The sequence below is a fragment of the Delftia acidovorans SPH-1 genome (assembly GCF_000018665.1).
Lineage (GTDB): Bacteria > Pseudomonadota > Gammaproteobacteria > Burkholderiales > Burkholderiaceae_C > Comamonas > Comamonas acidovorans.
In genome coordinates this window covers 2,746,104-2,768,161 of sequence record NC_010002.1, presented here as the reverse complement: position 1 = coordinate 2,768,161, position 22,058 = coordinate 2,746,104, and the positions used below count along the sequence as shown (strand labels likewise).

At 68.1% G+C, this 22,058-nt stretch carries 20 protein-coding genes; 10 read left to right on the top strand and 10 right to left on the bottom strand.

Going from position 1 to position 22,058, the window contains the following annotated elements; all coding sequences use genetic code 11:
• Positions 1–18 precede the first annotated feature (18 nt).
• The 3 genes from DACI_RS12520 (at position 19) to DACI_RS12510 (ending at position 2,404) form a co-directional block, all read left to right on the top strand.
• Positions 19–525 carry a peptidylprolyl isomerase gene (locus DACI_RS12520; RefSeq protein WP_012204423.1) on the top strand — a complete coding sequence of 169 codons (507 nt, stop codon included), beginning with the start codon at positions 19–21 and terminating at the stop codon, positions 523–525.
• Between the two features lie 164 nt (positions 526–689).
• On the top strand, positions 690–1,538 hold the full coding sequence (locus DACI_RS12515) for a UDP-2,3-diacylglucosamine diphosphatase (protein ID WP_012204422.1): 849 nt from the start codon (positions 690–692) through the stop codon (positions 1,536–1,538).
• The gene (locus DACI_RS12510; RefSeq protein ID WP_012204421.1) at positions 1,535–2,404 is read left to right on the top strand and encodes a M90 family metallopeptidase; all 870 of its coding nucleotides are present in this window, start codon (positions 1,535–1,537) and stop codon (positions 2,402–2,404) included. The genes DACI_RS12515 and DACI_RS12510 overlap by 4 nt, the downstream gene beginning before the upstream one ends.
• On the opposite strand, the gene DACI_RS12505 is transcribed toward DACI_RS12510, so the two are convergent.
• A complete protein-coding gene (locus DACI_RS12505) occupies positions 2,395–3,363 on the bottom strand; it encodes a LysR family transcriptional regulator (RefSeq protein WP_012204420.1) in 969 nt (322 codons plus the stop codon). The genes DACI_RS12510 and DACI_RS12505 overlap by 10 nt on opposite strands.
• 126 nt (positions 3,364–3,489) lie before the next feature.
• On the opposite strand from DACI_RS12505, the gene DACI_RS12500 reads away from it, so the two are divergent.
• Positions 3,490–4,245 (top strand): sulfite exporter TauE/SafE family protein, encoded by a 756-nt coding sequence (locus tag DACI_RS12500; RefSeq protein WP_012204419.1) that lies wholly within the window; start codon positions 3,490–3,492, stop codon positions 4,243–4,245.
• Between the two features lie 242 nt (positions 4,246–4,487).
• Here DACI_RS12500 and DACI_RS12495 read toward each other — a convergent pair whose 3' ends face one another.
• Positions 4,488–6,668 carry a c-type cytochrome gene (locus DACI_RS12495; RefSeq protein WP_012204418.1) on the bottom strand — a complete coding sequence of 727 codons (2,181 nt, stop codon included), beginning with the start codon at positions 6,666–6,668 and terminating at the stop codon, positions 4,488–4,490.
• A 335-nt stretch (positions 6,669–7,003) separates the two neighbouring features.
• Complete coding sequence (mdeB, locus tag DACI_RS12490; protein ID WP_043783348.1) at positions 7,004–9,634, bottom strand: alpha-ketoglutarate dehydrogenase; 2,631 nt, start codon at positions 9,632–9,634, stop codon at positions 7,004–7,006.
• Positions 9,635–9,738: 104 nt separating this feature from the next.
• Between mdeB and DACI_RS12485 the strand changes: the two genes are divergently transcribed.
• Positions 9,739–10,209, top strand: coding sequence for an Lrp/AsnC family transcriptional regulator (locus DACI_RS12485; RefSeq protein ID WP_012204416.1), 471 nt, complete (start codon positions 9,739–9,741; stop codon positions 10,207–10,209).
• A gap of 13 nt (positions 10,210–10,222) precedes the next feature.
• On the opposite strand, the gene DACI_RS12480 is transcribed toward DACI_RS12485, so the two are convergent.
• From DACI_RS12480 to DACI_RS12450, 7 genes are all read right to left on the bottom strand, one after another.
• Entirely contained in the window at positions 10,223–11,143 is a 921-nt protein-coding gene (locus DACI_RS12480) for a DUF3014 domain-containing protein (protein ID WP_012204415.1), read from the bottom strand.
• Between the two features lie 191 nt (positions 11,144–11,334).
• A complete protein-coding gene (locus tag DACI_RS12475) occupies positions 11,335–12,000 on the bottom strand; it encodes an alpha/beta hydrolase (protein ID WP_012204414.1) in 666 nt (221 codons plus the stop codon).
• A 95-nt stretch (positions 12,001–12,095) separates the two neighbouring features.
• On the bottom strand, positions 12,096–13,034 hold the full coding sequence (locus DACI_RS12470; protein ID WP_012204413.1) for a dioxygenase family protein: 939 nt from the start codon (positions 13,032–13,034) through the stop codon (positions 12,096–12,098).
• An 82-nt stretch (positions 13,035–13,116) separates the two neighbouring features.
• Complete coding sequence (gene arfB / locus DACI_RS12465; protein ID WP_012204412.1) at positions 13,117–13,515, bottom strand: alternative ribosome rescue aminoacyl-tRNA hydrolase ArfB; 399 nt, start codon at positions 13,513–13,515, stop codon at positions 13,117–13,119.
• A gap of 4 nt (positions 13,516–13,519) precedes the next feature.
• The gene (locus DACI_RS12460; protein ID WP_043783347.1) at positions 13,520–14,404 is read right to left on the bottom strand and encodes an alpha/beta fold hydrolase; all 885 of its coding nucleotides are present in this window, start codon (positions 14,402–14,404) and stop codon (positions 13,520–13,522) included.
• Positions 14,401–14,844, bottom strand: coding sequence for a type II 3-dehydroquinate dehydratase (aroQ, locus tag DACI_RS12455; RefSeq protein ID WP_012204410.1), 444 nt, complete (start codon positions 14,842–14,844; stop codon positions 14,401–14,403). The genes DACI_RS12460 and aroQ overlap by 4 nt, the downstream gene beginning before the upstream one ends.
• A gap of 130 nt (positions 14,845–14,974) precedes the next feature.
• On the bottom strand, positions 14,975–15,340 hold the full coding sequence (locus DACI_RS12450) for a hypothetical protein (protein WP_012204409.1): 366 nt from the start codon (positions 15,338–15,340) through the stop codon (positions 14,975–14,977).
• A 230-nt stretch (positions 15,341–15,570) separates the two neighbouring features.
• On the opposite strand from DACI_RS12450, the gene DACI_RS12445 reads away from it, so the two are divergent.
• The 5 genes from DACI_RS12445 (at position 15,571) to DACI_RS12425 (ending at position 22,040) form a co-directional block, all read left to right on the top strand.
• The gene (locus DACI_RS12445) at positions 15,571–17,379 is read left to right on the top strand and encodes a glutamine--tRNA ligase/YqeY domain fusion protein (RefSeq protein ID WP_043781349.1); all 1,809 of its coding nucleotides are present in this window, start codon (positions 15,571–15,573) and stop codon (positions 17,377–17,379) included.
• A 129-nt stretch (positions 17,380–17,508) separates the two neighbouring features.
• The gene (locus tag DACI_RS12440; RefSeq protein WP_012204407.1) at positions 17,509–18,225 is read left to right on the top strand and encodes a class I SAM-dependent methyltransferase; all 717 of its coding nucleotides are present in this window, start codon (positions 17,509–17,511) and stop codon (positions 18,223–18,225) included.
• 91 nt (positions 18,226–18,316) lie between these two features.
• Positions 18,317–18,634: a DUF2322 family protein gene (locus DACI_RS12435; protein ID WP_013803391.1), complete on the top strand. Its 318-nt coding sequence runs from the start codon at positions 18,317–18,319 to the stop codon at positions 18,632–18,634.
• A 161-nt stretch (positions 18,635–18,795) separates the two neighbouring features.
• Positions 18,796–21,063 (top strand): DUF3300 domain-containing protein, encoded by a 2,268-nt coding sequence (locus DACI_RS12430; protein ID WP_012204405.1) that lies wholly within the window; start codon positions 18,796–18,798, stop codon positions 21,061–21,063.
• A gap of 104 nt (positions 21,064–21,167) precedes the next feature.
• Complete coding sequence (locus tag DACI_RS12425; protein ID WP_043781342.1) at positions 21,168–22,040, top strand: peptidoglycan DD-metalloendopeptidase family protein; 873 nt, start codon at positions 21,168–21,170, stop codon at positions 22,038–22,040.
• Positions 22,041–22,058 lie beyond the last annotated feature (18 nt).

Sequence of the window (22,058 nt, the reverse complement as noted above, 5' to 3'; positions counted from 1 at the left end):
ATCCAACAAGGAATCGCCATGAGCAATCCCCAAGTCGAACTCCACATCGCCGGCCACGGCGTCATCACCATCGAACTCGACGCCGCCAAGGCCCCGAAGAGCGCAGAGAACTTCCTGGCCTATGTGAACAAGGGCCACTACAACAACACCATCTTCCATCGCATCATCGATGGCTTCATGATCCAGGGCGGCGGCTTCGAGCCCGGCATGAAGCAAAAGGAGACGGACGCCCCCATCGAGAACGAGGCCAAGAACGGCCTGAAGAACGACAAGTACACCCTGGCCATGGCCCGTACCGGCGACCCGCACTCGGCCACCGCCCAGTTCTTCATCAACGTGGCCGACAACGGCTTCCTGAACCACACCTCGCCCAGCGCCCAGGGCTGGGGCTATGCCGTGTTCGGCAAGGTGGTCAAGGGCACCGAGATCGTGGACAAGCTGCGTGGCGTGAAGACCGGCCGCAACGGCGGCCACCAGGACGTGCCCAAGGATGACGTGATCATCGAAAAGGCCGTGGCCCTGTAATCAGGCGCTTGCGCACACTCGGCGGCCGTGCCCTTTCGGGTCCGGCCGCCCTGTTGTCCATGCGCATGGCACCAGGCCGTGCGCATGGACAACAGACCCGCTCCAGAGCCGTCCCAAGGCTCCTACAGCCCTTCATGCAGCGCCCTTGCCGGGTGCCCCGTCCCATGGCCCAGACCGCCGCGCCCCGCCCTCTTCCCGTGCCGCCCATTGCGGCCGAGTGGACACTGCCTGCGGGCTGGCGCACGCTGGAGTTCATCTCGGACCTGCACCTGCAGGCCAGCGAGCCCGCCACCGTGCAGGCCTTCCGGCAGTACCTGGCCGCCACGCGGGCCGATGCCGTCTTTCTGCTGGGCGACCTGTTCGAGGTCTGGGTGGGTGACGACGCCCTGCTGGAGCCGGGCAGCTTCGAGGCCGAATGCGCCACCGCCATGCGCGCGGCAGCCACCCGCACGCCGCTGTTCTTCATGCAGGGCAACCGCGACTTCCTGACCGGCGCGCAGTTCGATGCGCTGTGCGGCACGACCACCCTGACCGATCCCACCGTGCTTGACTGCGGCGACCAGCGCATCCTGCTCAGCCATGGCGATGCCCTGTGCCTGGACGATGTGGACTACCAGCGCTTTCGCGCCATGGCCCGCTCGGCGGCCTGGCAGGCCGGCTTCCTGGCCCAGCCGCTGCAGGTGCGCCGCGACCAGGCACGCGGCATTCGGCAGGAGAGCGAATCGCGCAAGCGGGAATCGGACGGCCATGGCGCCGCCATGCCCACCTATGCCGACCTCGACGCGCAGGCCACGCGCAGCTGGCTGCATGCCGCAGGTGCCGCCACCCTGATCCACGGCCACACGCACCGCCCGGCCGACCATGACCTGGGCGATGGCCTGCGGCGCATCGTGCTCAGCGACTGGGATCTGGCGGCGCCCGCGCCCCGCGCCGAGGTGCTGCGCTGGGAGCGCGGCATGGGCCTGCAGCGCCTGCCGCTGTCCGATGTTCTTGAACAGGCCAGCCCGCCATGAGCCTTTGGCAACAAATGGGCAGCTGGGTCCGCAGACTGGGCCGCCGCGCACGCTCCACGGTGTCGCCGGTGCCCGAGATTCCCGCGCCGCTGTGGCTGTCCACGCTGGCCGCCTACCCTTTTCTCGCATCGCTGACGCTGGAGGAGCAATCCAAGCTGCGCGCACTGGCCGCCGTCTTCCTGCAGCGCAAGCGCTTCCACGGTGCGCACGGCCTGCAAGTGAGCGATGCCATGGCGCTGGAGATTGCCGCCCAGGCCTGCCTGCCCCTGCTGCACTGGGGAGAGCCGCAGGGCGCGCTGTCCTGGTATGACGACTTTGTCGGCATCGTGGTGCACCCGGGCGATGCCGTGGCGCGGCGCCAGAGCATGGACGAGGCCGGCGTCATCCACGACTACGACGAAGTGATCATGGGCGAGGCCATGCATGGCGGCCCCGTCATGCTGAGCTGGCAGGCCATTGGCGCAGGCCGCGGGTCTCATGCCAGCCACCATGGCCACGGCGGCCAACCCGCCAATGTGGTGATCCACGAATTCGCCCACAAGATCGACATGCGCAACGGCGGTGCCGACGGCTGCCCGCCCCTGCCGCCGGGCTTCATGGGCAGCAGCTCCGCGCGCCAGGCCCGCGAGATATGGCAGGCCGCCTGGGCGCCGGCCTACGACGCCTTTCGTGAGCAGATCACCATCGCCGAGCGCTTTGGCGGCGAATGGCCCTGGCTGGATGGCTATGGCGCCACGGCGCCCGCCGAATTCTTCGCCGTGGCCTGCGAGGCCTTCTTCGTGGACCGCGCCCGCTTTGCCCTGGAATTTCCCACGCTGGCGCCACTGCTGGCTGCGCTCTTCAAGCCGGCCACCAGTCAACCCTGATCGGAGCAAACCTCCTTCAGGGCCTGGGCGAACAGGCGCTGCTCCTCGTACTGCCCGCCCGCCTTGCGCTCGAACAGGGTGATGGGTGGCAGGGTCCAGCCAAAACGGTGGCGCACAATGCCCACGCCCGCGATGCGCACCAGTTCCTCGGCAATGTCGGCCGGCACGATGGACACGGCCCGCTCATTGGCCGCCACCAGTTCGCCGATCACCTTGGCCGAGAGCGTTTCCACAAACGGCGGCGGCGGCTCCACGCCCGCGCGCAGAAAAAAGTCGGTGATCTGCTCGCGCATGGGCGTGCGGCGCTGGCCCAGCACCCAGTCAAGCCCCGTGAGTTCGGCCCACTGCAGAGGTCGGCGCCCCAGCCGCGTGGCCAGGCTGCGGTGGGCGATCAGGCGAGGCTCCTGCTCATAAAGCACGCTGTGCCGTATGCCGCTCATGTCCAGTACGGCCGAGGCGCGGCCAATCACGCAGTCCAGCTCATGTGCGCGCAACTTTTGCAGCAGGCGGTCGCTGGTGTCCTCATGCAGCGTGACCGTGATGCGCCGGCCTTGCGGCCGCGTCCTGCCGATGGCATCGGCCAGCATGCGCGCCGGCAGGAAGGGGATGACACCCACCTGAAGGTGCGCCGCACGCTGCTGCCCCACGGCCTCGATGTCGTGGGCCCAATGGTCCAGATCGGCCAGCATGCCCCGGGCGCGCGCCAGCACCAGCGCGCCCAGCTCCGTTGGCTCCATGCCGCGTGCAGAACGCAGGAACAGCGGCGCGCCGAACAATGACTCCAGCTCGGCCAGGGCCTGGGTCACGGCGGGCTGGCTGGTGGCCATGCGTTCGGCCACGCGGGTCAGCGTGCCCAGCTCGCTGATGGAGCGCAGCAGCAGCAAATGCTTCATCTTCAAACGCGTGGCCATGCGGTGGGCCAGTTGGGCAGCGGTCGATGCAGTGCGGTTTTGCGGCATGGATTCAGGCGCGGCGCGTCATAAGCAAAACCATATTGAACAATAAAAACAAACGAATTTCTGCTTATGCATGCGTTCCAGAATTCCTGCGTCTTGCACACCCAAAACGAAAGGACCAGGCAGACCATGGATGGCATGTTTTTCATCATCGCGCTGGGCGCGGCGGCGGCCGGATTCGTGCAGGGCCTGTCGGGCTTTGCCTTCGGCATGGTGGCCATGTCGTTCTGGGCCTGGGTGCTGGAGCCGCGCGATGCGGCCGTGCTCACCGTCTTCGGCTCGCTGCTGGGCCAGGTGCTGTCGGCCATCACCGTGCGGCGCGGGTTTGCGCTGGCAAAGCTGCTGCCCTTCATCCTGGGCGGTCTTGCCGGCATTCCGCTGGGCGTCTTGCTGCTGCCGCACCTGGACATGGCCTGGTTCAAGGCCCTGCTGGGCGGCATGCTGGTGCTGTGGTGCCCGGTAATGCTGCTGTCGGCCCGGCTGCCCAGGCTGGCGCGCGGCGGCCAGGTGGCAGACGGCGCCGTGGGCCTGGCGGGCGGCGTGATGGGCGGACTGGGCGGCTTCACGGGCACGCTGCCCACGCTGTGGTGTACGCTGCGCGGCTACCCCAAGGATGAGCAGCGCTCCGTCATCCAGAACTTCAACCTGTCCATGCTGGCCGTGACCATGGCCACCTACCTGGGCACCGGCATGGTCACGCGCAGCATGCTGCCGCTGTTCGCCATCGTGGCGCCGGCCATGCTCATTCCATCGCTGCTGGGCTCCAGGCTCTATATCGGTATCAGCGAGGCACGGTTCCGGCAGATCGTGCTGGGCCTGCTGTGCCTGTCCGGCGTGGCGCTGCTGGTCTCCTCGGTGCCGGTGCTGCTGCAGCGAGCGGGCTGAGCACGCCGAACGCGCTGCCGGGAAGGCCTGGAACCAAGCCTGCCGGCTGCAGCAGATGGCCAGTCAACGGCAGCAACACGTGCAGGGGCTGGGCAATGAACTGGCCGCCGCCAAGAAGGACCTGCAGCGCGCGCAAGACTGGGCACTGCCCTCGAAAAAAAGGCGGGGCAGGACTCGCTCCCTGCCCCGCCTTCAGGCTCCCGCCGCGTGGCGGGAACGCCTTCTTCTCCCTCGATGGCGCATCAGTACCGCGCATCGGCCGGCTTCTTGTCCTTGGGCCAGTCCTTGTGCTTGTTGGCAAAGTCCGGGCGCGGCTGGTGGCTGAAGTACTCGGCCACGTCCACGGCCTCCTGGTCGCTGAGGCCGCCCTGGCCCAGCGGGAAGTTGCCATGGAAGGCGATGGGCATGTTGCGCTTGACGAAGGCCGCTGCCGTGTAGGTGCGCGCCATGCCCGCGCCGATGTTGAAGGACTCGTCACCCCACAGCGGCGGATAGACCCACTGGCCCTTGGCGTTCTTCACGCCCTCGCCCTCGCCGCCATGGCAGACCGCGCACTGGGCCGCATAGACCTTCTTGCCGTTGTCCACGTTGGGCAAGATGGACTGGCTGATCTTGCCCACGCCCCGGCCTTCGACCTTGTCTTCGGGTTTGGTTTCGCGGCGCATCCAGTCGAAGTAGGCCACCATGGCCTTGATCTCGTCGGACTCCAGCGGCAGCGGCTTGCCGTTCATGGAGCGCAGGAAGCAGCCATTGATGCGATCCTCCAGCGTGATGACGCGGCCCGCGCGCGGCGCATAGCCGGGGAAGAAGGCCGAGACACCGATGTAGGGCGAACCATCGGCCACCGTGCCCGCGTTCAGATGGCAGCTGGCGCAGTTCAGCGCATTGCCCACATTCCTGGGCAGCAGGTCACGCGTCTCTATGTTCAGGCGGGCGCCGTAGACCAGTTGCTTCGCGTTGGATTCGTCCAGCATGGCGGCCAGGCGTGGCGTCTCGAAGGGGCGTGCGCTTTCGCCCTTGGCATCGAGCTGCTTGCGCATGGATTGCACCTCCTTGGCATGGATCTCGCGCGCATCGGCACGGCCCCAGCTCTTGCGGGCGAAGTTGAGGATGTCGGCAATCTCCGCATCCTTAAGCTGTGCGAAGGCCGGCATGGTCAGCGGCCGCGCATGGCTTTGCGTGACGGGCGCCTTCCAGCCCACCAGCATCAGATGGATCAGCGTGGACGGGTCCTGCGACTGCAGCGAGAAATTGCCGGCCAGCGGCGGGAACACGTCCTTCACGCCGCCGCCATCGGCACGGTGGCAGTCGGCGCAGAACTGCAGATAGCCCAGGCCGCCACGGCTGGCGTAGAGATCGGCAGGCACGTCCGAAGACACTGCCGAGGTGGCGGACGGCGCATGCACGGAAACCTGCGACGCCGGATGCGGGGCGATGACCGGCCCCGGCCCCTGGGCCACCTGCATGGGCAGGTCGTTCTTGCCTGCGGGCAGTGACTTCAGATAAGTGCCAATGGCCAGCAGGTCCGCATCGCTCATGTACTGCGTGCTGTGCTGCACCACGTCGACCATGTTGCCGGAGACCGTGCCGTGGCTGTTGCGCCCGGTCTTGAGCAACTGGGCGGTTTCCTCGGGTGTCCACAGATTGCGCAGGCTCAGCGCGCGCCAGTTCTCCACGGTCTCGCCGGCCAGGAAATACTCGCCCTTGCTGCCCTCGCCGGTCATGGTCTTTTCCTGGAAGCCCACGCCGCGCGGCGTATGGCAGGCGCCGCAGTGGCCCAGGCCCTGCACCAGGTAGGCACCCCGGTTCCACTGGGCAGTTTGCTGCGGTTGGGGCTGGAAGGGCGTGTCATCCAGAAACACCCAGTTCCACAGCGCCAGGCCCCAGCGCTGGTTGAAGGGAAAGCCCAGGTCGGATTCCTTGTTGGCCGCCTTCACGGGCGCCACGCCCTGCAGCAGATAGGCGTACAGGGCCTGCATGTCCTCGGCCGTCATCTTGGCGTAGGAGGGATAGGGCATGGCCGGGTACATGTTGCGGCCATCGGCCGCGACGCCCTTGCGCATGGCGCGGTCGAACTGCTCGAAGCTGTATTTGCCCATGCCCGTATCGGCGTCGGGCGAGATATTGGTGGAATAGATCTTGCCGAATGGCGTCTCCAGCGCCAGCCCACCACCCATGGGCTGGGATTTATTGCCGGTGTGGCAGGCAACACAATCGCCCAGGCGTGCGATATATCGGCCGCGATCGACCAGGGTTCTTTGCTCCGCCGTCAGGTCCGCCGCGTAATCGGCAGGCAGGTCATCAATGATTTGTGGCATTTGCGCATGGTCCACTCCGGGCGCCGGCGCCGAAATGGCCAGTTGCCAGGCGGCGGCCGAGAGCGCGGCCACGCACAGCAAGCCTTGCTTGAGCGAGAGTTTCATCGTCTTCGATCCACTGAAATGAATTATTATTGAAAGAGGCAAAAATGGATATTGACGAGATATTCAACCCAACGCCTGCAGCCATTGCAGCAAATGATCATCTCTTTGCGCAATATCTTCTTATATATACGAATTCTAGTGGTATCTCCCTATTTTTTCCATGCAAGCCGACGAAAACGATAAGCCAATAGCGCATTTAACGCGGGCTTAATCAATGCAGGGAAAAAGCGCGCGCAGCCTTCTCGGGTGCGCACGAAAAAGCGGCCCGCAAGGGGCCGCTGATTTCACCGTCGGTGTATCCGTCAGTGTATGGGGTGGCGGCTCGCCCGCCGGGCTCAGGCCGCCTGGCTGCAGCGGCGCGCCGCCTGCGCCACGCTGTGCGCGTCCACGCCAAAGTGGCCGCGCAAAGCGGCACGCGTGTCACTTCGGCCAAAGCCGTCCGTGCCCAGGGTGAGGAATCGCCTGCCTGCGGGCAGGAAGGCGCGCACGGTCTCGGGCACAGCGCGCACATAGTCGGTGGCAGCAATCACCGGGCCCTGCGTGCCGTCCAGCAGTTGGGCGATCCAGGGCTGGCCAGGTGCCTCACCTGCCAGCATGCGCTGCTCGCAGGCCACGCCATCGCGCGCCAGTTCGCTCCAGCTGGTCACGCTGACCACGGTGGCCGCCATGCCCTCGCTGGCCAATTGCTCGGCGGCCTTGAGCACTTCGGTGAGGATGGCGCCCGATCCCAGCAAGGTGACATGCTGCGTGGCATGGCCCGCATCGCCAAAGCGGCCGAACACATAGCCGCCGCGCAGCACGCCTTCGGCCGCGCCCTGTGGCAGGTCAGGCTGGGCGTAGTTCTCGTTCATCAGGGTGATGTAGTAGAAAACGTCGCGCTGCTCCACCAGCATCTCGCGCATGCCGGCGTCCAGGATCACGGCCAGCTCGCCCGCATGCGCGGGGTCCCAGGCCTTGCAGTTGGGAATGGTGGCCGCCACCAGATGGCTGGAGCCGTCCTGGTGCTGCAGGCCTTCTCCGCCCAGCGTGGTGCGGCCCGAGGTGGCGCCCAGCAGAAAGCCGCGCGCCCGCTGGTCGGCCGCCGCCCAGATGGCGTCGCCCACGCGCTGGAAGCCGAACATGGAGTAGTAGATGTAGAACGGCAGCATGGCCAGGCCGTGCACGCTGTAGCTGGTGGCTGCCGCCGTCCAGCTGGCGATGGCGCCGGCCTCGCTGATGCCCTCCTCCAGGATCTGGCCGTCCAGCGCCTCGCGGTAGGACAGCACCGAGCCGATGTCTTCGGGCGCATAGCGCTGGCCCAGGCTGCTGTAGATGCCCACCTGCTTGAAAAGGTTGGCCATGCCGAAGGTGCGCGCCTCGTCCGCCACGATGGGCACGATGCGCGGCCCCAGCTGCGCGTCCTTGAGCAGGCCGCCCAGCATGCGCACAAAGGCCATGGTGGTGCTCATCTCCTTGCCGGCAGGCGCCAGCGCGAACTGCGCGTACTGCTCAAGGGCGGGCACGGGCACGCGGTCGCACACGGTTTCACGGCGCGGCAGTGCGCCGCCCAGGGCCGTGCGGCGATCGCGCAGGTACTGCATCTCGGCGCTGTCATCGGCAGGTTTATGGAAGGCCAGGCCCTTGGCCTGCTCGTCACTGAGCGGCAGGTTGAAGCGGTTGCGGAACTCGATCAGGTCGGACTCGTCCAGCTTCTTCTGGCTGTGCGTGGTCATCTTGCCCTGCCCGGCCGAGCCCATGCCGTAGCCCTTCTTGGTATGGGCAAGGATCACCGTGGGCTGGCCGCGATGGGCGGCAGCCGCTGCATAGGCCGCATGGATCTTCACCAGGTCATGGCCGCCGCGCTTCAAGCGGTCGATCTGCTCGTCCGTCAGGCCCTGGGCCAGGGCGGCAAGCTCGGGGTTCTGTCCGAAGAAATGCTCGCGGTTGTAGCGTCCGTCATTGGCGGCGAAGGTCTGCATCTGCCCGTCCACCGTGCCGCCCAGCGTGCGTGCCAGGGTGCCGGTGAGGTCGCGCGCAAACAACCCGTCCCAGTCGCTGCCCCACAGCAGCTTGACCACGTTCCAGCCCGCGCCGGCAAACAGCCGCTCCAGCTCATCGACGATGCGGCCGTTGCCGCGCACCGGGCCGTCCAGCCGCTGCAGATTGCAGTTGACCACCCAGACCAGGTTGTCCAGCCCCTCGCGCGCGGCCAGCGTGAGAGCGCTCATGCTTTCGGGTTCGTCCATCTCGCCGTCGCCGAACACGCCCCAGACCTTGCGTTCCTGGCAGTCCAGCAGGCGGCGGTGCGTGAGATAGCGCATGAAGCGCGCGTGGTAGATGCTGCTGATGGGGCCAATGCCCATGGAGCCCGTGGGGAACTGCCAGAAATCGGGCATCAGCCAGGGATGGGGATAGCTGGACAGGCCTTGCGCGCCTGCAGCCGGCGCGCTGATCTCCTGGCGGTAGTGCTGCAGGTCCTGCTCGGTCAGCCGCCCTTCCAGGAAGGCCCGCGCATACACGCCGGGCGCGCTGTGCGGCTGGAAGAACACCAGGTCGCCCCGGTGCTGGCCCGGCTCAAGTCCCTCCCGGGCATGGAAGAAATGATTGAACCCGGTCTCGAACAGGTCGGCCGCGCTGGCATAGCTGGCAATATGGCCGCCCAGCTCGCCATAGGCCTGGTTGGCGCGCACCACCATGGCCAGCGCGTTCCAGCGCATGATGGACGCCAGCCGCTCCTCGATGGCCAGGTCGCCCGGAAACACCGGCTGCTGCTGCGCCGCCACGCTGTTCACATAGGGCGTGTTCAGGTCGGGCTGCCAGCCCAGGCGCTGCTCGCGCGCCATGCGCGCCAGCTCTGCCAGCACGAAGCGCGCTCGCTGCGGACCTTCTGTGGCGACCAGGGCCAGAAAGGCCTCGCGCCATTCGGCGGTTTCCTGGGGATCGGTATCGATATCGGCCAGCGCGGCCAGTGGCGTGGGTGCGTTCATGTCCGCCACTTTAGGACTGGCAGGCCGGCATGAGCAGCCGTTCATGGATAAGGAAAACGCCATATTCCAGCATTTCATGCCGGTATCTACATAAAATCCGGCACATGAAACTGGACACCATCGACTTGCGCATTCTGGCCGAGTTGCAAACGGACGGCTCGCTGTCCAACGTGGAGCTGGCGCGGCGCGTGCATCTGTCGCCCTCGCCATGCCTGGCGCGCGTCAAGGCACTGGAGAAGGCCGGCGTGATCGCGCGCTATGTGGCGCTGGCCAATGCGTCGGCGCTGGGGCTGGGGCTGAATGTGTTCATCAACATCAGCCTCAAGTCGCAGGCCAAGGAATCGCTGGCCGACTTCGAGCGCCGCATTGCCGAGCACGACGAGGTCATGGAGTGCTACCTGATGAGCGGCGACGCCGACTACCTGATCCGCGTGGCGCTGGCCGACATCGGCGCGCTGGAGCGCTTCATCGTGGAGCAGCTCACGCCCATTCCCGGCATAGAGAAGATCCGCTCCAGCTTCACGCTCAAGCAGGTGCGGTACAAAACCGCCCTGCCCCTGCCTGCGGCGGGTTGATCCGAATCCCGACTCAGCCCGCAGGCTTGGCCATCTCGCCGGTGGCAATGCGGCGGCGCAGCTCGCCCAGCACGGCCTTGAGGCGGCGCTCGTTGTCCAGGCCCACGCGCACCAGCATCTTCTGGCCGCTGGACAGGGCCTGCAGCTCAGGGTCGGCGTATTCGTAGCGCACCCAGGGCTGGATGGAGGGCACCTCGCCCTCCACCTTGGTCAGCCGTACCTGTACCGGGCCGGCGGGCTCGGGCGCGGCGCGCAGGTGGTCTATGACGGCAATGAGACGATCGTTGAAATAGCGGCTGGGATAGCCCAGGTCTTCATAGGCGGTCTGGAACAGGGGGTACAGCCGGGCATAGAGCTTGACGGCCCCGTCCATGGGAATGGACTCGACAAAGGTCACAAACGCCTTGTAGCGTGCGGCGTTGGCGGGGGCGATGGCCTGCGCCTCACCAGCCTCTGCCGAGCCCTCCACCGTGAAACGCTGCGGCGCCGGGTGCACGGGCCAAAGCCGTGCAGGGGCCTGGGAGCGGGTCAGGTTGTCCACGGTGGCCACGGCGCGGCGCACAAAGCCGTCCATCTGCAGAAAGCTGCCTGCCTTGTCACGGCCCAGCAGGCCGTTGAGGGCCTGGGTGACATGGGCGTCGGAGTCCTGCAGCGCGGGCAGGCCGGAGGCGGGTTGCTCCAGCGCATCGACAGGGTTCTGGGGCTCGGTCAGCTCGGGCGCGGGGACGGGTTCAGGTTCGGAGGGCTGGGTGGACTGGGCGGGCGCCTGCGCCACTTCCGGCGGCGCCTCGGGCACGGCGGCGGGACGCCACCAGTACCACCAGGCCGCGCCCCCCAGGGCGGCAGCCGCCAGCACCGCTGCGGCGATGCCGAAAGCCGATGGGCCGGAGGATCTGGCGCGGGGGCGGAAGTCTTGGGGATCGCGTTCTGGCATGGATGGGTCCTTTGGCTTGGGCAGGGGGCTGGCAGCTCAGTTGCCGCAGGACGTGCGACAGCAAAGCACAACCAGGGTTCCCCGGCTTTGCTGACACCGGCCCCTGCCTTGTGTTTATAAGCCGCCTCGCTCTCTGCGCAGGCCATCGTGCGCGCCCGGCAACAACGCGTTACCCGGCTTACCCGACCGTCTCAGCCCTGCTTGCCCAGATCCTGGAGCCAGGCCATGGCGGCCTGCAGCTCGTCGGGGCGGATCTCATGCATGCTCGGGTATTCGTGGTAGCTCAGTTGCAGCGGCAGGCGCTGCACGTGGCTGCGAATGGCGTGGGCGCTGGTCAGCGGAATGACGTTGTCGTAGGTGCCGTGGCTGACCCAGAGCGACTTGCCGTCAAAGGCCGCGTCAGGCGCCTGGTGCGGCAAGGCCTCGGGCAGCAGACGGCTGTGCCAGCACATGGCGGCGCGCAGCAGTGCGGGCTGGGTCAGCAGCAGGCTGAGCGCCATGATGCCGCCCTGGCTGAAGCCGCCCGCCACGGTTCGCTGGGCAGGGATGTCCAGCCGCGCTCCGGCCTGCTGCACGGTCTGGGCCACCAGGGCGCGGCTGTGCTCTTCCTGCGATGCGTGGATGTGGCGCGTGCCGTTGGCGTCCACCGTGAACTGGAACCAGGCATGGGCTGAGGGACCCATGGAAAACGGAGCGCGCAGGCTGAGCACGTGGAACTGCGGCGGCACGAACGATGCGAGGCCGAACAGATCCTGCTCATTGCTGCCAACGCCATGCATGAGCACCAGCAGCCAGGGCTGCTGCCCCGGTGCGGGTTGTGCGGGGCGCTCCAGCGCCAACAGAGGCAGGTCGATCATCACGGACTCCTTGGTTTTTTAGCGATTTCCAGGACCGGGGTGGTCCCGGGCAACGCGCCATTGTGGCGCCTCGCCAAGTCCGCGGCAGCAGGAGGTTATGCCGCCTGCGCGTCCTCGAAGGCCATCGCATCCATGGCCAGGATGGAATACATGACTTCGCGGCTCAGATACCGTGGCCGCGCCATGGCGCCAGCCGCGCCCAGCGCGAAGTACAGCGGCATGAAGTGCTCCTCGCTGGGATGGGCGCGCCGGGCCGAAGGCGCGCGGGCGCGGTAGTCCAGCAGCGCGGGCAGGTCCTGCGCCTGCAGGCGCGATTCGATCCAGCGGCTGAAATCCTGCACGTAGGGCGAGGAGGCGCTGGAGCCGCCGACGGCATGGTCGTCCTGCAGGCCATCCTGGCTGCGCAGGGCCTGGACGGCGTCGTCCACCCGCACCGTGGCCTCGCCCGTGCCGCCCCGGAATTCGCCCAGGTTGTGCGTCATGCTGCCGGAGCCGACGATGAGCACGCCCTCATCGCGCAGCCCCGCCAGGGCCGCGCCCAGCGCATGGGTTTCGGCCGGCCCGGCCGAGGCGGGCAGGGACAGCTGCACCACGGGCAGGTCGGCATCCGGCAGCAAATGCATCAGCGGCACCCAGGCGCCGTGGTCGAAGGGCCGCTGCGCGTTGGCGGTGGAGGCAATGCCTGCGGCCTGCAGGCGGTCCATGACTTCCTGCGCCAGCTGGGGCGCGCCGGGGGCCGGGTACTGCAGTTGGTAGAGCGCGGGCGGAAAGCCGCCGAAGTCATGCCAGGTGGTGGGCGTGGCGCCTGTCATGACTTCCACGCCGTGCGACATCCAGTGCGGCGACATGACGACCACGCCGCGCAGCGGGCCGTGGGCCTGGCGCAGCGCCCTGCCCCATTGCGCGAGCACAGGGCCGGTTTCACCCGGCTCCAGCGCGAACATGGGCGAGCCGTGGGAGACATAGAGCACGGGCAGCCGGGCACCGGCGGCGGAGGAAAGCCGGGGAGAGTGGGGAGCGTGGGAGTCTTGCATTCCCCTAATGTAGGGACGCCCGGGTGCCGCGCCAAGCCGCCAGCGGCAGCACACATTGTTGCGCTGGCCGGGTCAATCCGGATCAATCGTCGCGCGGGCGCCCGCGCAGGGCCTTGGTGGCGCCGTGCCGGCTCTTGCTTTCCAGGCGGCGCCGCTGCGACCCCAGCGTGGGCCGGGTGGCGCGGCGCAGGATGGGCTCGGGATAGGCGGCGGCCACCAGCACGTTGAGCCGCTGCAGCGCGGCGCGCAGGTTCTGCTCCTGCGTGCGGTGTTGCTGGGCCTTGATGACGACCACGCCCTCGTTGGTGATGCGGCCGTCGCGCAGGGCCAGCAGGCGCTGCTGCACGGCCTCGGGCAGGCGCGAGGCGCGCACGTCAAAGCGCAGGTGCACGGCGCTGGAGACCTTGTTCACGTTCTGGCCGCCCGCGCCCTGGGCGCGCGTGGCGGTCCACTGCACCTCGTGCAGCTCGATGGGCCGCATGCGCTCAGGAATCCAGCGCAGCGGTCAATGCCGCCACAAAGGCATCGGGACGCTCATGCATGACCCAGTGGCCCGCGCCGGGCACCAGCGCCAGGCCGCGGAAGTCGCGCGCATGGCGTGCAAAGGCCTGGGCCAGCTCCTGCATCATCGGGCCCGGGTAGAGCGCGTCGTGCTCGCCATAGATGGCCCATACGGGGCCGTCCACGGCCTGCAGGGCACGCGCCAGCACGTCGGTGTGCGAGAGGCGGCGGCGCGGAAGGCGGTCACGCTCGACGTTGAGCACATGCAGGGCCAACGTGTCCTCGTCGATGAGGCTGGCGTCATGCAGCATCAGCGCCTGCAGGTTGTAGCGGTGGGCCACGGCCTGCGCCTCGGGCGTGGCCAGGTGGCGCCAGCCCTTGAGCCGCACGGCCAGGCCCTTGCCCACGCCCATGCCGGGCGCCCCGGCCAGCACCAGGCGCCGGGCCAGCGTGCCGTCGGCGGCGGCCAACATGCCGGCCGTCATGCCGCCAAAAGAGAAGCCGACCAGATCACACAGCGGGGCGGCGGGCGCACCGCCATCGGCCAGCAGTTGCCGCAGGCCCTGGCGCAGCGGCTCGACCAGGGTGTCGGCATCCTGGCCGCCCGGCACGCCGTCGGAATCGCCGAAGCCGGGCAGGTCGGGTATCCACAGCTGGCGCCCCTGGGCCAGCAGCGCGTCCATGCAGCGCAGCCAGTGCGTCCAGCTGCCGCTGCCGCCGTGCAGCATGACGACGGGCAGCTCGCCCGCGCGTACCTCGCCCCAGACATGCCAGACCATGTGGCCGTCTTCGGGCTGCGCGGCAGACAGCGGCGTGGTCAGGCGCCGCGCCTGGGCGCGCAGGCGCTCAATGGCGGCGGGCGTATTCACCACTGGGCCACGGCGTCAATGGCCAGGCCGTAGCCGGCCACGCCAAAGCCGCACATCACGGCGCGCGCGGCGGCCGACAGGTAGGAGTGGTGGCGGAAGCTCTCGCGCGCATGCACGTTGCTGATGTGCAGCTCCACCAGCGGCACGCCCGTGCCCTTGACGGCATCCAGCAGGGCCACGCTGGTGTGGGTGTAGGCGGCGGCGTTGAAGATCAGGCCGGCCAGGCGGCCTTCGGCGTGCACACGGCCGGCTTCGTGGACCCAGTCCACCAGTTCGCCTTCATGGTTGCTCTGGCGAAACTCCAGCCCCAGCCCGTAGCGCGCGCAGGCGGCTTCGCACAGCGCACGCACATCGGCCAGGGTCTGGGAGCCATAGATGGCGGGTTCACGCAGGCCCAGCAGGTTCAGGTTCGGGCCATTGAGGACATAGACGGTTTTCACGGCGGGGACACTCCAGGTTTCCAACGGGCTGGATTATGCGGGCCATCCCCGGCCCGGTCCTGGCGCAGGCACCACGGAAAAAGCCGCCCCAAGGGGCGGCAAGAGTCGGTTCAGCGCGGCTCCGCTCAGATCAACGGCGCCAGTGGCCATGCCCGTAGCCATGGCCATGGCGGTATTCACCCCGGTATCCACCCCGATAGCCGCCGCCATAGCCGTATCCGTAGCCGGGAACGACCACGACGGGCGGAGCACGGTAGACGGCGCGCGGCGCGTAGTAGACCGGCGGCGGGGGAGCGTAGTAGATGGGCTGGGGTGGTGCCACATAGACGGGGGCAGGCGCGACATAGACGGGCGGGCCATACATGCCCGGCGAATTCAGGCTGATGGACCATTGCACATCGCCACGGGCCTGGGCGGCGCCCGAAGCCATGAGGGCGGCCAGGGCCAGGCCGGCTGCTGCTGCTTTTGCAACCCACGGGGAAGCTGTCGTTGTCATGGTGTCTCTCCTCGAAGTTGGACAGGCGTGGCAGGCATTGCCGCTGGTGCCGCCTTCCCGCACTTTGGCACAGGGGGACGGCATACGCCCTGCATTCTCAACGCGCGAGAGGGGTCTACGGATGGCAGGCTTTTCTACAATTTTGTTTCCAAATGCCTCAACCCTTGGCTGGCGCGGCTGTCCGAAAGCCGTCCGGAGCGGGTCTGCAGGCGGGCGCCTACAATGCTGCGATGAGCTCTGCTGACGCCTCCCCCATCTCCAAAGATCCGGTCAAACCGAGTAACTTTTTGCGCCAAATCATCGAGGCCGACCTGGCCAACGGTACCCACGCCCAGCGCCGCTGGGGTGGAAGCCCCGGTGATGGCGACCACCACAACCAGGGCCAGGTGGACGTGGCGAAGATCCGCACACGCTTCCCGCCCGAGCCCAATGGCTACCTGCACGTGGGCCACGCCAAGGCCATCTGCCTGAACTTCGGCCTGGCGCGCGACTACGAAGGTGCCTGCCACCTGCGTTTCGACGACACCAATCCCGAGAAGGAAGACCAGGAGTACGTGGACAGCATCATCGATGCCGTCCATTGGCTGGGCTTCGGCTGGAAGGAAGCCGACGGCCACGAGAACCTGTACTTCGCCAGCAACTACTTCGACTTCATGTACCGCGCGGCCGAGTACCTGATCGAGCAGGGCCTGGCCTACGTGGACGAGCAAAGCGCCGACGACATGAAGGCCAACCGCGGCGATTTCTCACGCCCCGGCGTGGACAGCCCGTTCCGCAGCCGCACCGTGGCCGAGAACCTGGCGCGCTTTCGCGAAATGCGCGACGGCAAGCTGCCCGATGGCGCTGCCGTGCTGCGCGCAAAGATCGACATGGCATCGCCCAACATCAACCTGCGCGATCCCGCCATCTACCGCGTGCGCCATGCCGAGCATCACAACACCGGCAACCAGTGGTGCATCTACCCGATGTACACCTTCGCCCATCCCATCGAGGACGCGCTGGAGCACATCACCCACAGCATCTGCACGCTGGAGTTCGAGGACCAGCGCCCGTTCTACGACTGGCTGCTGGACCATCTGCGCGAAGGCGGCCTGATCGCCGCGCCGCAGCCGCGCCAGTACGAGTTCTCGCGCCTGCACCTGACCTATGTGATCACCAGCAAGCGCAAGCTCAAGCATCTGGTGGACAACGGCATCGTCAGCGGCTGGGACGATCCGCGCATGCCCACCATCGTCGGCCTGCGCCGCCGTGGCTACACGCCCCAGAGCATCCAGGCCTTCTGCGAGCGCATCGGCGTGACCAAGGACTACGCCTGGATCGACTACTCCACGCTGGAAGGCTGCCTGCGCGAGGACCTGGAGAACCAGGCCCATCGCGGCATGGTGGCCCTGGACCCGCTCAAGCTGGAGCTGACCAACTGGGCCGAGGTCTTCGGCAGCGCCGAGCACCTGGAAGCCTGCGAGCTGCCCGCCCTGCCCCACGCCGCCGAAGGCCAGCAGGTGCCGGTGCGCCGCTTCACGCTGGGCCGCGAGGTGTGGATCGAGCGCGAGGACTTCGCCGAAGTGCCGCCCAAGGGCTACAAGCGCCTGTTCCCGGGCAACAAGGTGCGCCTGAAGGGCGGCTACGTGATCGAGTGCACGGGCTGCGAGAAGGATGCCGAGGGCAACGTCACCAAGGTGCTGGCCACCGTGGTGCCCGACACCAAGAGCGGCACGCCGGGTGCGGACAGCGTCAAGGTCAAGGCCGCCATCACCTGGGTGGGCGTGGCCGACGGCGTGCAGGCCGAGGTGCGCCTGTACGACCGCCTGTTCACCGACCCGCAGCCCGATGCGGGCGGCAAGGACTTCCTGACGCTGCTCAACCCGGACAGCCTCAAGGTGGTGACCGCCTATGTGGAGCCTTCGCTGGCCAACGCGCAGCCTGACGAAAAGTTCCAGTTCGAGCGCTTCGGCTACTTCGTGGCCGACCGCAAGGACCACACACCGGGCAAGCCCGTGTTCAACCGCGCAACGGGTCTCAAGGACTCCTGGGGCAAGTAGGCGCATGGCTCGCTGACGGGCACCTGCACCGCTCCTCCCCGAAGATGGCCCACCATCCTGCTTTGCAGGGGTGGGCCATCGCACATCGGCGCTTTTGCGGGGACCGTGGCCTCAGCACAATGCCAGGCCATGAACCAAGCCTTGCCACAGGCGGCTTCCGCCGCCAAGTTCGACACCTCCCGCGCGGCCGAGTACGAAACGCAAAGCCGCATCGCACTGGCCGGCTACGACGCCTGCCACGAGCTGGCCGCCTGCCTGCTGGCCGCCAGCCTGGATGCCGACCCGAAGTCCGTGCTGATTGGCGGCGCCGGCGGCACGGGCCAGGAGATCCTGGCCACGGCGCGGCTCAGGCCGCAGTGGAAATTCACGGCTGCCGACCCCTCGGACCCCATGCTGGACCAGACCATGGACCGCATCGCCGCGGCGGGGCTGTCGGCCCAGGTGCAGGCCGCTGCCTGCGCCGTGCAGGACCTGCCGGCCGGCACGGTGTTCGACGCGGCCACGCTGATCGGCGTGCTGCACCACGTCCCTGACGACGCAGACAAGCTGCAGCTGCTGCAGGCCCTGTCAGCGCGGCTGGCGCCGGGGGCGCCCTTCATCCTGGCCTGCAATCGCCACCGCTATGACAGCGAGCCGCTGTTCCTTGAAGCCTGGGCCATGCGCTGGCGCATGGCGGGCGTGGACGAGGCCGCTGTCCATGCGAAACTCGGCAAAATCCGGCAGGGCGCGGTTCCACCGGCCTCGGAAGAGGCGGTGGAGCAGATGCTGGCCCAGGCCGGTTTCGTGCAGCCCAAGCGCTTTTTCTCCAGCCTGTTCTGGTGTGCCTGGATTGCCTTCAAGGCCTGACCACTGAACCACTCAGCCACTGAAACACCAGAACGCCCGGCGCCGGTTGACCCGTCCCTTTCTCCCTTTTCCCTTTGATTTGCCTTTCAGCATGAACTTCTCCGCACGCCTTCAGCAACTGCCCACCGTCACCCACCTCGCCGCGCTGCAGCTGGCCGATGCCCAGGGCCAGGTCGTGGCCACCATCGAGAACAAGCCCGGCCAGACCGGCTCGCTGGCCGTGTACCACGCGCTGGCCGCGCTGTACGGCGGCAGCATCACGCCGGCCGCCGCCGAGCTGGGCCTGGAGTGGTATGCCGAGCACACGCAGGACGCCATCGCCTTCCCCGGCAAGCACCCCAACATCGACCGCCTGCTGGCCTGGTCCAAGGGGGCCGAGAGCTACCAGGCCCGCCTGATCGCGGCTTGAGCGCGGCCTGATTCAGCCTGGGTAAACACCGCGTCACAGAAGTTGCGCGGACTAGGGGCATCGGCTGACACGCCGGTGTCAACGCAGCACGCACTTTGGCGTTCAAATGACATGTGCCTTGCCGCTTCGGCGCGCAAGGCGTTCCTGCCCAGGAGAACGCAATGCTGCAACCCGCCGTGCCCACAGCACGCACCACGGCCCGCTCAACTTCCCACGCCGGTGCCCTGCGCCTGAGCGTGCTGGGCCTGGCCTCCGCCCTGGCGCTGAGCGCCTGCAACGAATCCCAGGACAAGCCCCCGCAGGCCGCCAGCGCGCCGCTGCCCACCGAAAGCGCCCAGCCCGTCGCCACGCCCGTGGCCTATGTGCCGCCTTCGGCCGAGACGCTCTACCAGATGGTGGCGCCCATTGCGCTGTACCCCGACAAGCTCGTGGCCCAGGTGCTGGCTGCCTCCACCTATCCCGACCAGGTCGGCGCCGCCGAGGTGTGGATGGGACAGAACCCCGGCCTCAAGCCCGAGGAACTGCAAAACGCCGTCAACAGCCAGGACTGGGACCCTTCGGTCAAGTCGCTGACGCAGTTTCCCAATGTGCTGGCACAGCTGTCATCCAACGTTCCCTGGACCACGGCCCTGGGCAAGGCCTACTACAACGATCCGGCCGATGTGATGAACGCCATCCAGGTGATGCGCCAGCGCGCCTACAAGGCCGGCACGCTCAAGGACTCCAGCCGGCTCAAGGTGGCCGTGGCCACGGCCGATGCCCCGCCCCCCGTGCCCCAGCCCGCACCGCAGGCCGTGGGCGAGCCGCTGTCGTCCATGCTGCCCGTGCCGGTGATCGACACGCCGCCGCAGTTCATCGAGATCGCACCTGCCCAGCCTGACACCGTCTATGTGCCGCAGTACGACCCGGGCGTGGTCTATGGCGAGCCCGTGCCGATGTACGGCGGATACCGCCCCATCGTGGCGCCGCAACCCGTATACGTGGGCAGTTCGGCCGCGCCCGTGGTGGCGGGGCTGATCGGCTTCGGCGCAGGCGTGATCCTGGCCGAGTCCGTGGACCGCCGCCCCTGGGGCTGGAACTCCTGGGGCATGCGCTGGGGCGAGCCCGGCTACCGCTGGCACCGCAACGAACCGCCGCCACCGCCATCGCGCCGCCCGGCCGTGATCTACAACAACAACACCTACGTCTCGCGCTCGACCACGGTGGTGCAGAACATCCACAACACGCGCATCAACAACGTTGGCAACGTCACCAACATCGCGAACAACCCGCACTTCGAGCCGCGCCGCCCTGACTTCCCGCAGCAGGGCGGTGATCCTCGCCCGGGCGACCCGCGCTCCGGTGATCCTCGTTCTGGTGACCCACGTTCAGGCGGCATGGCCGCTGCGGCCCTGGCCGGTGCCGCAGGCATGGCCGGCGCCGCCGCAGCAGCGCACTCCGGCATGCCCCAACGCCTGGGCCTGAGGCCGCCGCAAGGCGGCCCGCCCCCGTCCGCCGAAGGCGTGGTGCCGCCCGGCGGCGCCCAGGGCTTTGCCCGGCACGATGGCGCAGATCGCGGACGCCCGGGCCTCAGGCCCGATGACCGGCCCCAGGCCTCGCTGCAGCCCCGGATGAACCCGGTGCCGGCCTCGCAGCCGGGCCAGTTCGGCAAGTGGCCTCAGTCCCCTCAGGCTGCGCAATCGGCCCCCTCATCCCCACCGGGCGCCGCGCAGCGACCCGCGCCAGCACTGCCTGCGGCAGCCATGCAGGGTGACAGGGGCCGCGACTCCCGCGTGCCTTCCTGGTCTTCCGCAGCCACGCAGCAGGGCATGAGGCCACAGGACAGGCAGAACAGCCTGGACAGGCAGGACCGCGACCGCTCCATGGCCGATGCAGCGCGCCAGCGCCAGCAGCAACAGCAGCAAATGGAGACGCAGGCCGCCCGCCTTCGCGGCGAGGAACAGGCGCGCCAGCAACAGCAGCGCCAGGCCCAGATGCAGGCCCAGGCGCAGATGCGGGATCAGGCGCGTGACCAGGCCCAGGTTCAGGCGCAAGCCCAGGCCCGGCAACAGGCCGAGCGCGATCGCCAGGCCTTGCAGCAGCGCTCCCAGGACCAGGCGCGCCAGCAGCAAATGCAGCAACAAATGCAGCAGCAGCAGCAACAACAGCAGCAGGCACGCGCACAGGAGCAGATGCAGGCCCAGCAGCAGGCGCAAAGACAGGCCCAGATGCAGGAGCGGCAGGCGCAGCAGCAAAGACAGCAGCAGTTCGAGGCTGCCCAGCAGCAACGCATGCAGGCCCAGCAAGCACAGCAGGCCCAGGCACAGGCGCGTGCCCAGCAGCAGCAGGCCCGCGCGCAGCAGGAGCAACGCCAGCAACAGCAGCGCATGGCCAACGCGGCCCGCCCACAGGAGCGACGCGGCGGGCGCGACGAGCGCCGGGACCGTTGAGCGGCGCGCAAGCGCTTTGGAGTGTCATGGCGTTGAGGCGACGGCAAGCTGGCGCGCCGGCATGGCGGACAATGGGGCGCTCGACCACAGCCCCCGCGTCTCCCATGCAGATACCGACGACGAATTCCCGCTCCCGCCGACTGTTTGTGCAATCCCTGTGCGCCTCAGGTGCGGGCCTCATGGTCCCGGCCTGGACCGCTGCGGCCTCCGGGGAATCCCCCTGGCCGCATGACAGCCGCGTGCCCGGTGGCGTGGCCCGCCTGTCGCTGGGGCCAGCGGCCCAGCGGCCCCAGGTGCTGGTCGGCGACGTGCCCGTGCTGGTGGTGGGCGACATGATCGAATGGACGGCCGTGGTCGGCATTGCGCTGTCGGTGGCGCCCGGCACGCATGGCGTGACGGTGAAGGGCGAAGGCGCACCGCGCACCCTGCCCTACGAAGTGCGCGACAAGAAATACACCGAGCAGCGCCTGAAGGTCTCGCCCAAGACCGTGGACCTGTCACCCGAGGACGATGCCCGATACCAGCGTGAACGCGCCCACCAGCAGGCCATCATGGCGCTGTTCACCGAGCCTCCCGCACGCCCTGGCGACCTGCGCATGCGCCAGCCCGTTCCGGGCCGCCGCAGCAGCAGCTTCGGCCTGCGCCGCGTGTTCAACGGCCAGCCGCGCAATCCGCACAGCGGCATGGACATCGCGGCGGCCACGGGCACCAACGTCGTCGCGCCGCTGCCGGGCAAGGTGGTGGATGTGGGCGACTATTTCTTCAACGGCGGCACCGTGTGGCTGGACCACGGCGGCGGCCTGCTGAGCATGTACTGCCATCTGAGCAGCGTGCAGTGCAAGCTGGGCGATCAGCTGGACACGGGAGATGCCTTCTGCAAGGTCGGCGCCACGGGCCGTGTCACCGGCCCGCACCTGCACTGGGGCGTGATGCTCAACCGCACCATGGTGGACCCGGCGCTGTTCCTGGCGGCGTGAACCGGGCCGGCGCCCGCC

Bases quoted from the DNA above. Each gene is read 5' to 3' on its own strand.
- DACI_RS12520 (WP_012204423.1), top strand. From the start codon at position 19: ATGAGCAATCCCCAAGTCGAACTCCACATCGCCGGCCACGGCGTCATC.
- DACI_RS12515 (WP_012204422.1), top strand. From the start codon at position 690: ATGGCCCAGACCGCCGCGCCCCGCCCTCTTCCCGTGCCGCCCATTGCG.
- DACI_RS12510 (WP_012204421.1), top strand. From the start codon at position 1,535: ATGAGCCTTTGGCAACAAATGGGCAGCTGGGTCCGCAGACTGGGCCGC.
- DACI_RS12505 (WP_012204420.1), bottom strand. From the start codon at position 3,363: ATGCCGCAAAACCGCACTGCATCGACCGCTGCCCAACTGGCCCACCGC.
- DACI_RS12500 (WP_012204419.1), top strand. From the start codon at position 3,490: ATGGATGGCATGTTTTTCATCATCGCGCTGGGCGCGGCGGCGGCCGGA.
- DACI_RS12495 (WP_012204418.1), bottom strand. From the start codon at position 6,668: ATGAAACTCTCGCTCAAGCAAGGCTTGCTGTGCGTGGCCGCGCTCTCG.
- mdeB (WP_043783348.1), bottom strand. From the start codon at position 9,634: ATGAACGCACCCACGCCACTGGCCGCGCTGGCCGATATCGATACCGAT.
- DACI_RS12485 (WP_012204416.1), top strand. From the start codon at position 9,739: ATGAAACTGGACACCATCGACTTGCGCATTCTGGCCGAGTTGCAAACG.
- DACI_RS12480 (WP_012204415.1), bottom strand. From the start codon at position 11,143: ATGCCAGAACGCGATCCCCAAGACTTCCGCCCCCGCGCCAGATCCTCC.
- DACI_RS12475 (WP_012204414.1), bottom strand. From the start codon at position 12,000: ATGATCGACCTGCCTCTGTTGGCGCTGGAGCGCCCCGCACAACCCGCA.
- DACI_RS12470 (WP_012204413.1), bottom strand. From the start codon at position 13,034: ATGCAAGACTCCCACGCTCCCCACTCTCCCCGGCTTTCCTCCGCCGCC.
- arfB (WP_012204412.1), bottom strand. From the start codon at position 13,515: ATGCGGCCCATCGAGCTGCACGAGGTGCAGTGGACCGCCACGCGCGCC.
- DACI_RS12450 (WP_012204409.1), bottom strand. From the start codon at position 15,340: ATGACAACGACAGCTTCCCCGTGGGTTGCAAAAGCAGCAGCAGCCGGC.
- DACI_RS12445 (WP_043781349.1), top strand. From the start codon at position 15,571: ATGAGCTCTGCTGACGCCTCCCCCATCTCCAAAGATCCGGTCAAACCG.
- DACI_RS12440 (WP_012204407.1), top strand. From the start codon at position 17,509: ATGAACCAAGCCTTGCCACAGGCGGCTTCCGCCGCCAAGTTCGACACC.
- DACI_RS12435 (WP_013803391.1), top strand. From the start codon at position 18,317: ATGAACTTCTCCGCACGCCTTCAGCAACTGCCCACCGTCACCCACCTC.
- DACI_RS12430 (WP_012204405.1), top strand. From the start codon at position 18,796: ATGCTGCAACCCGCCGTGCCCACAGCACGCACCACGGCCCGCTCAACT.
- DACI_RS12425 (WP_043781342.1), top strand. From the start codon at position 21,168: ATGCAGATACCGACGACGAATTCCCGCTCCCGCCGACTGTTTGTGCAA.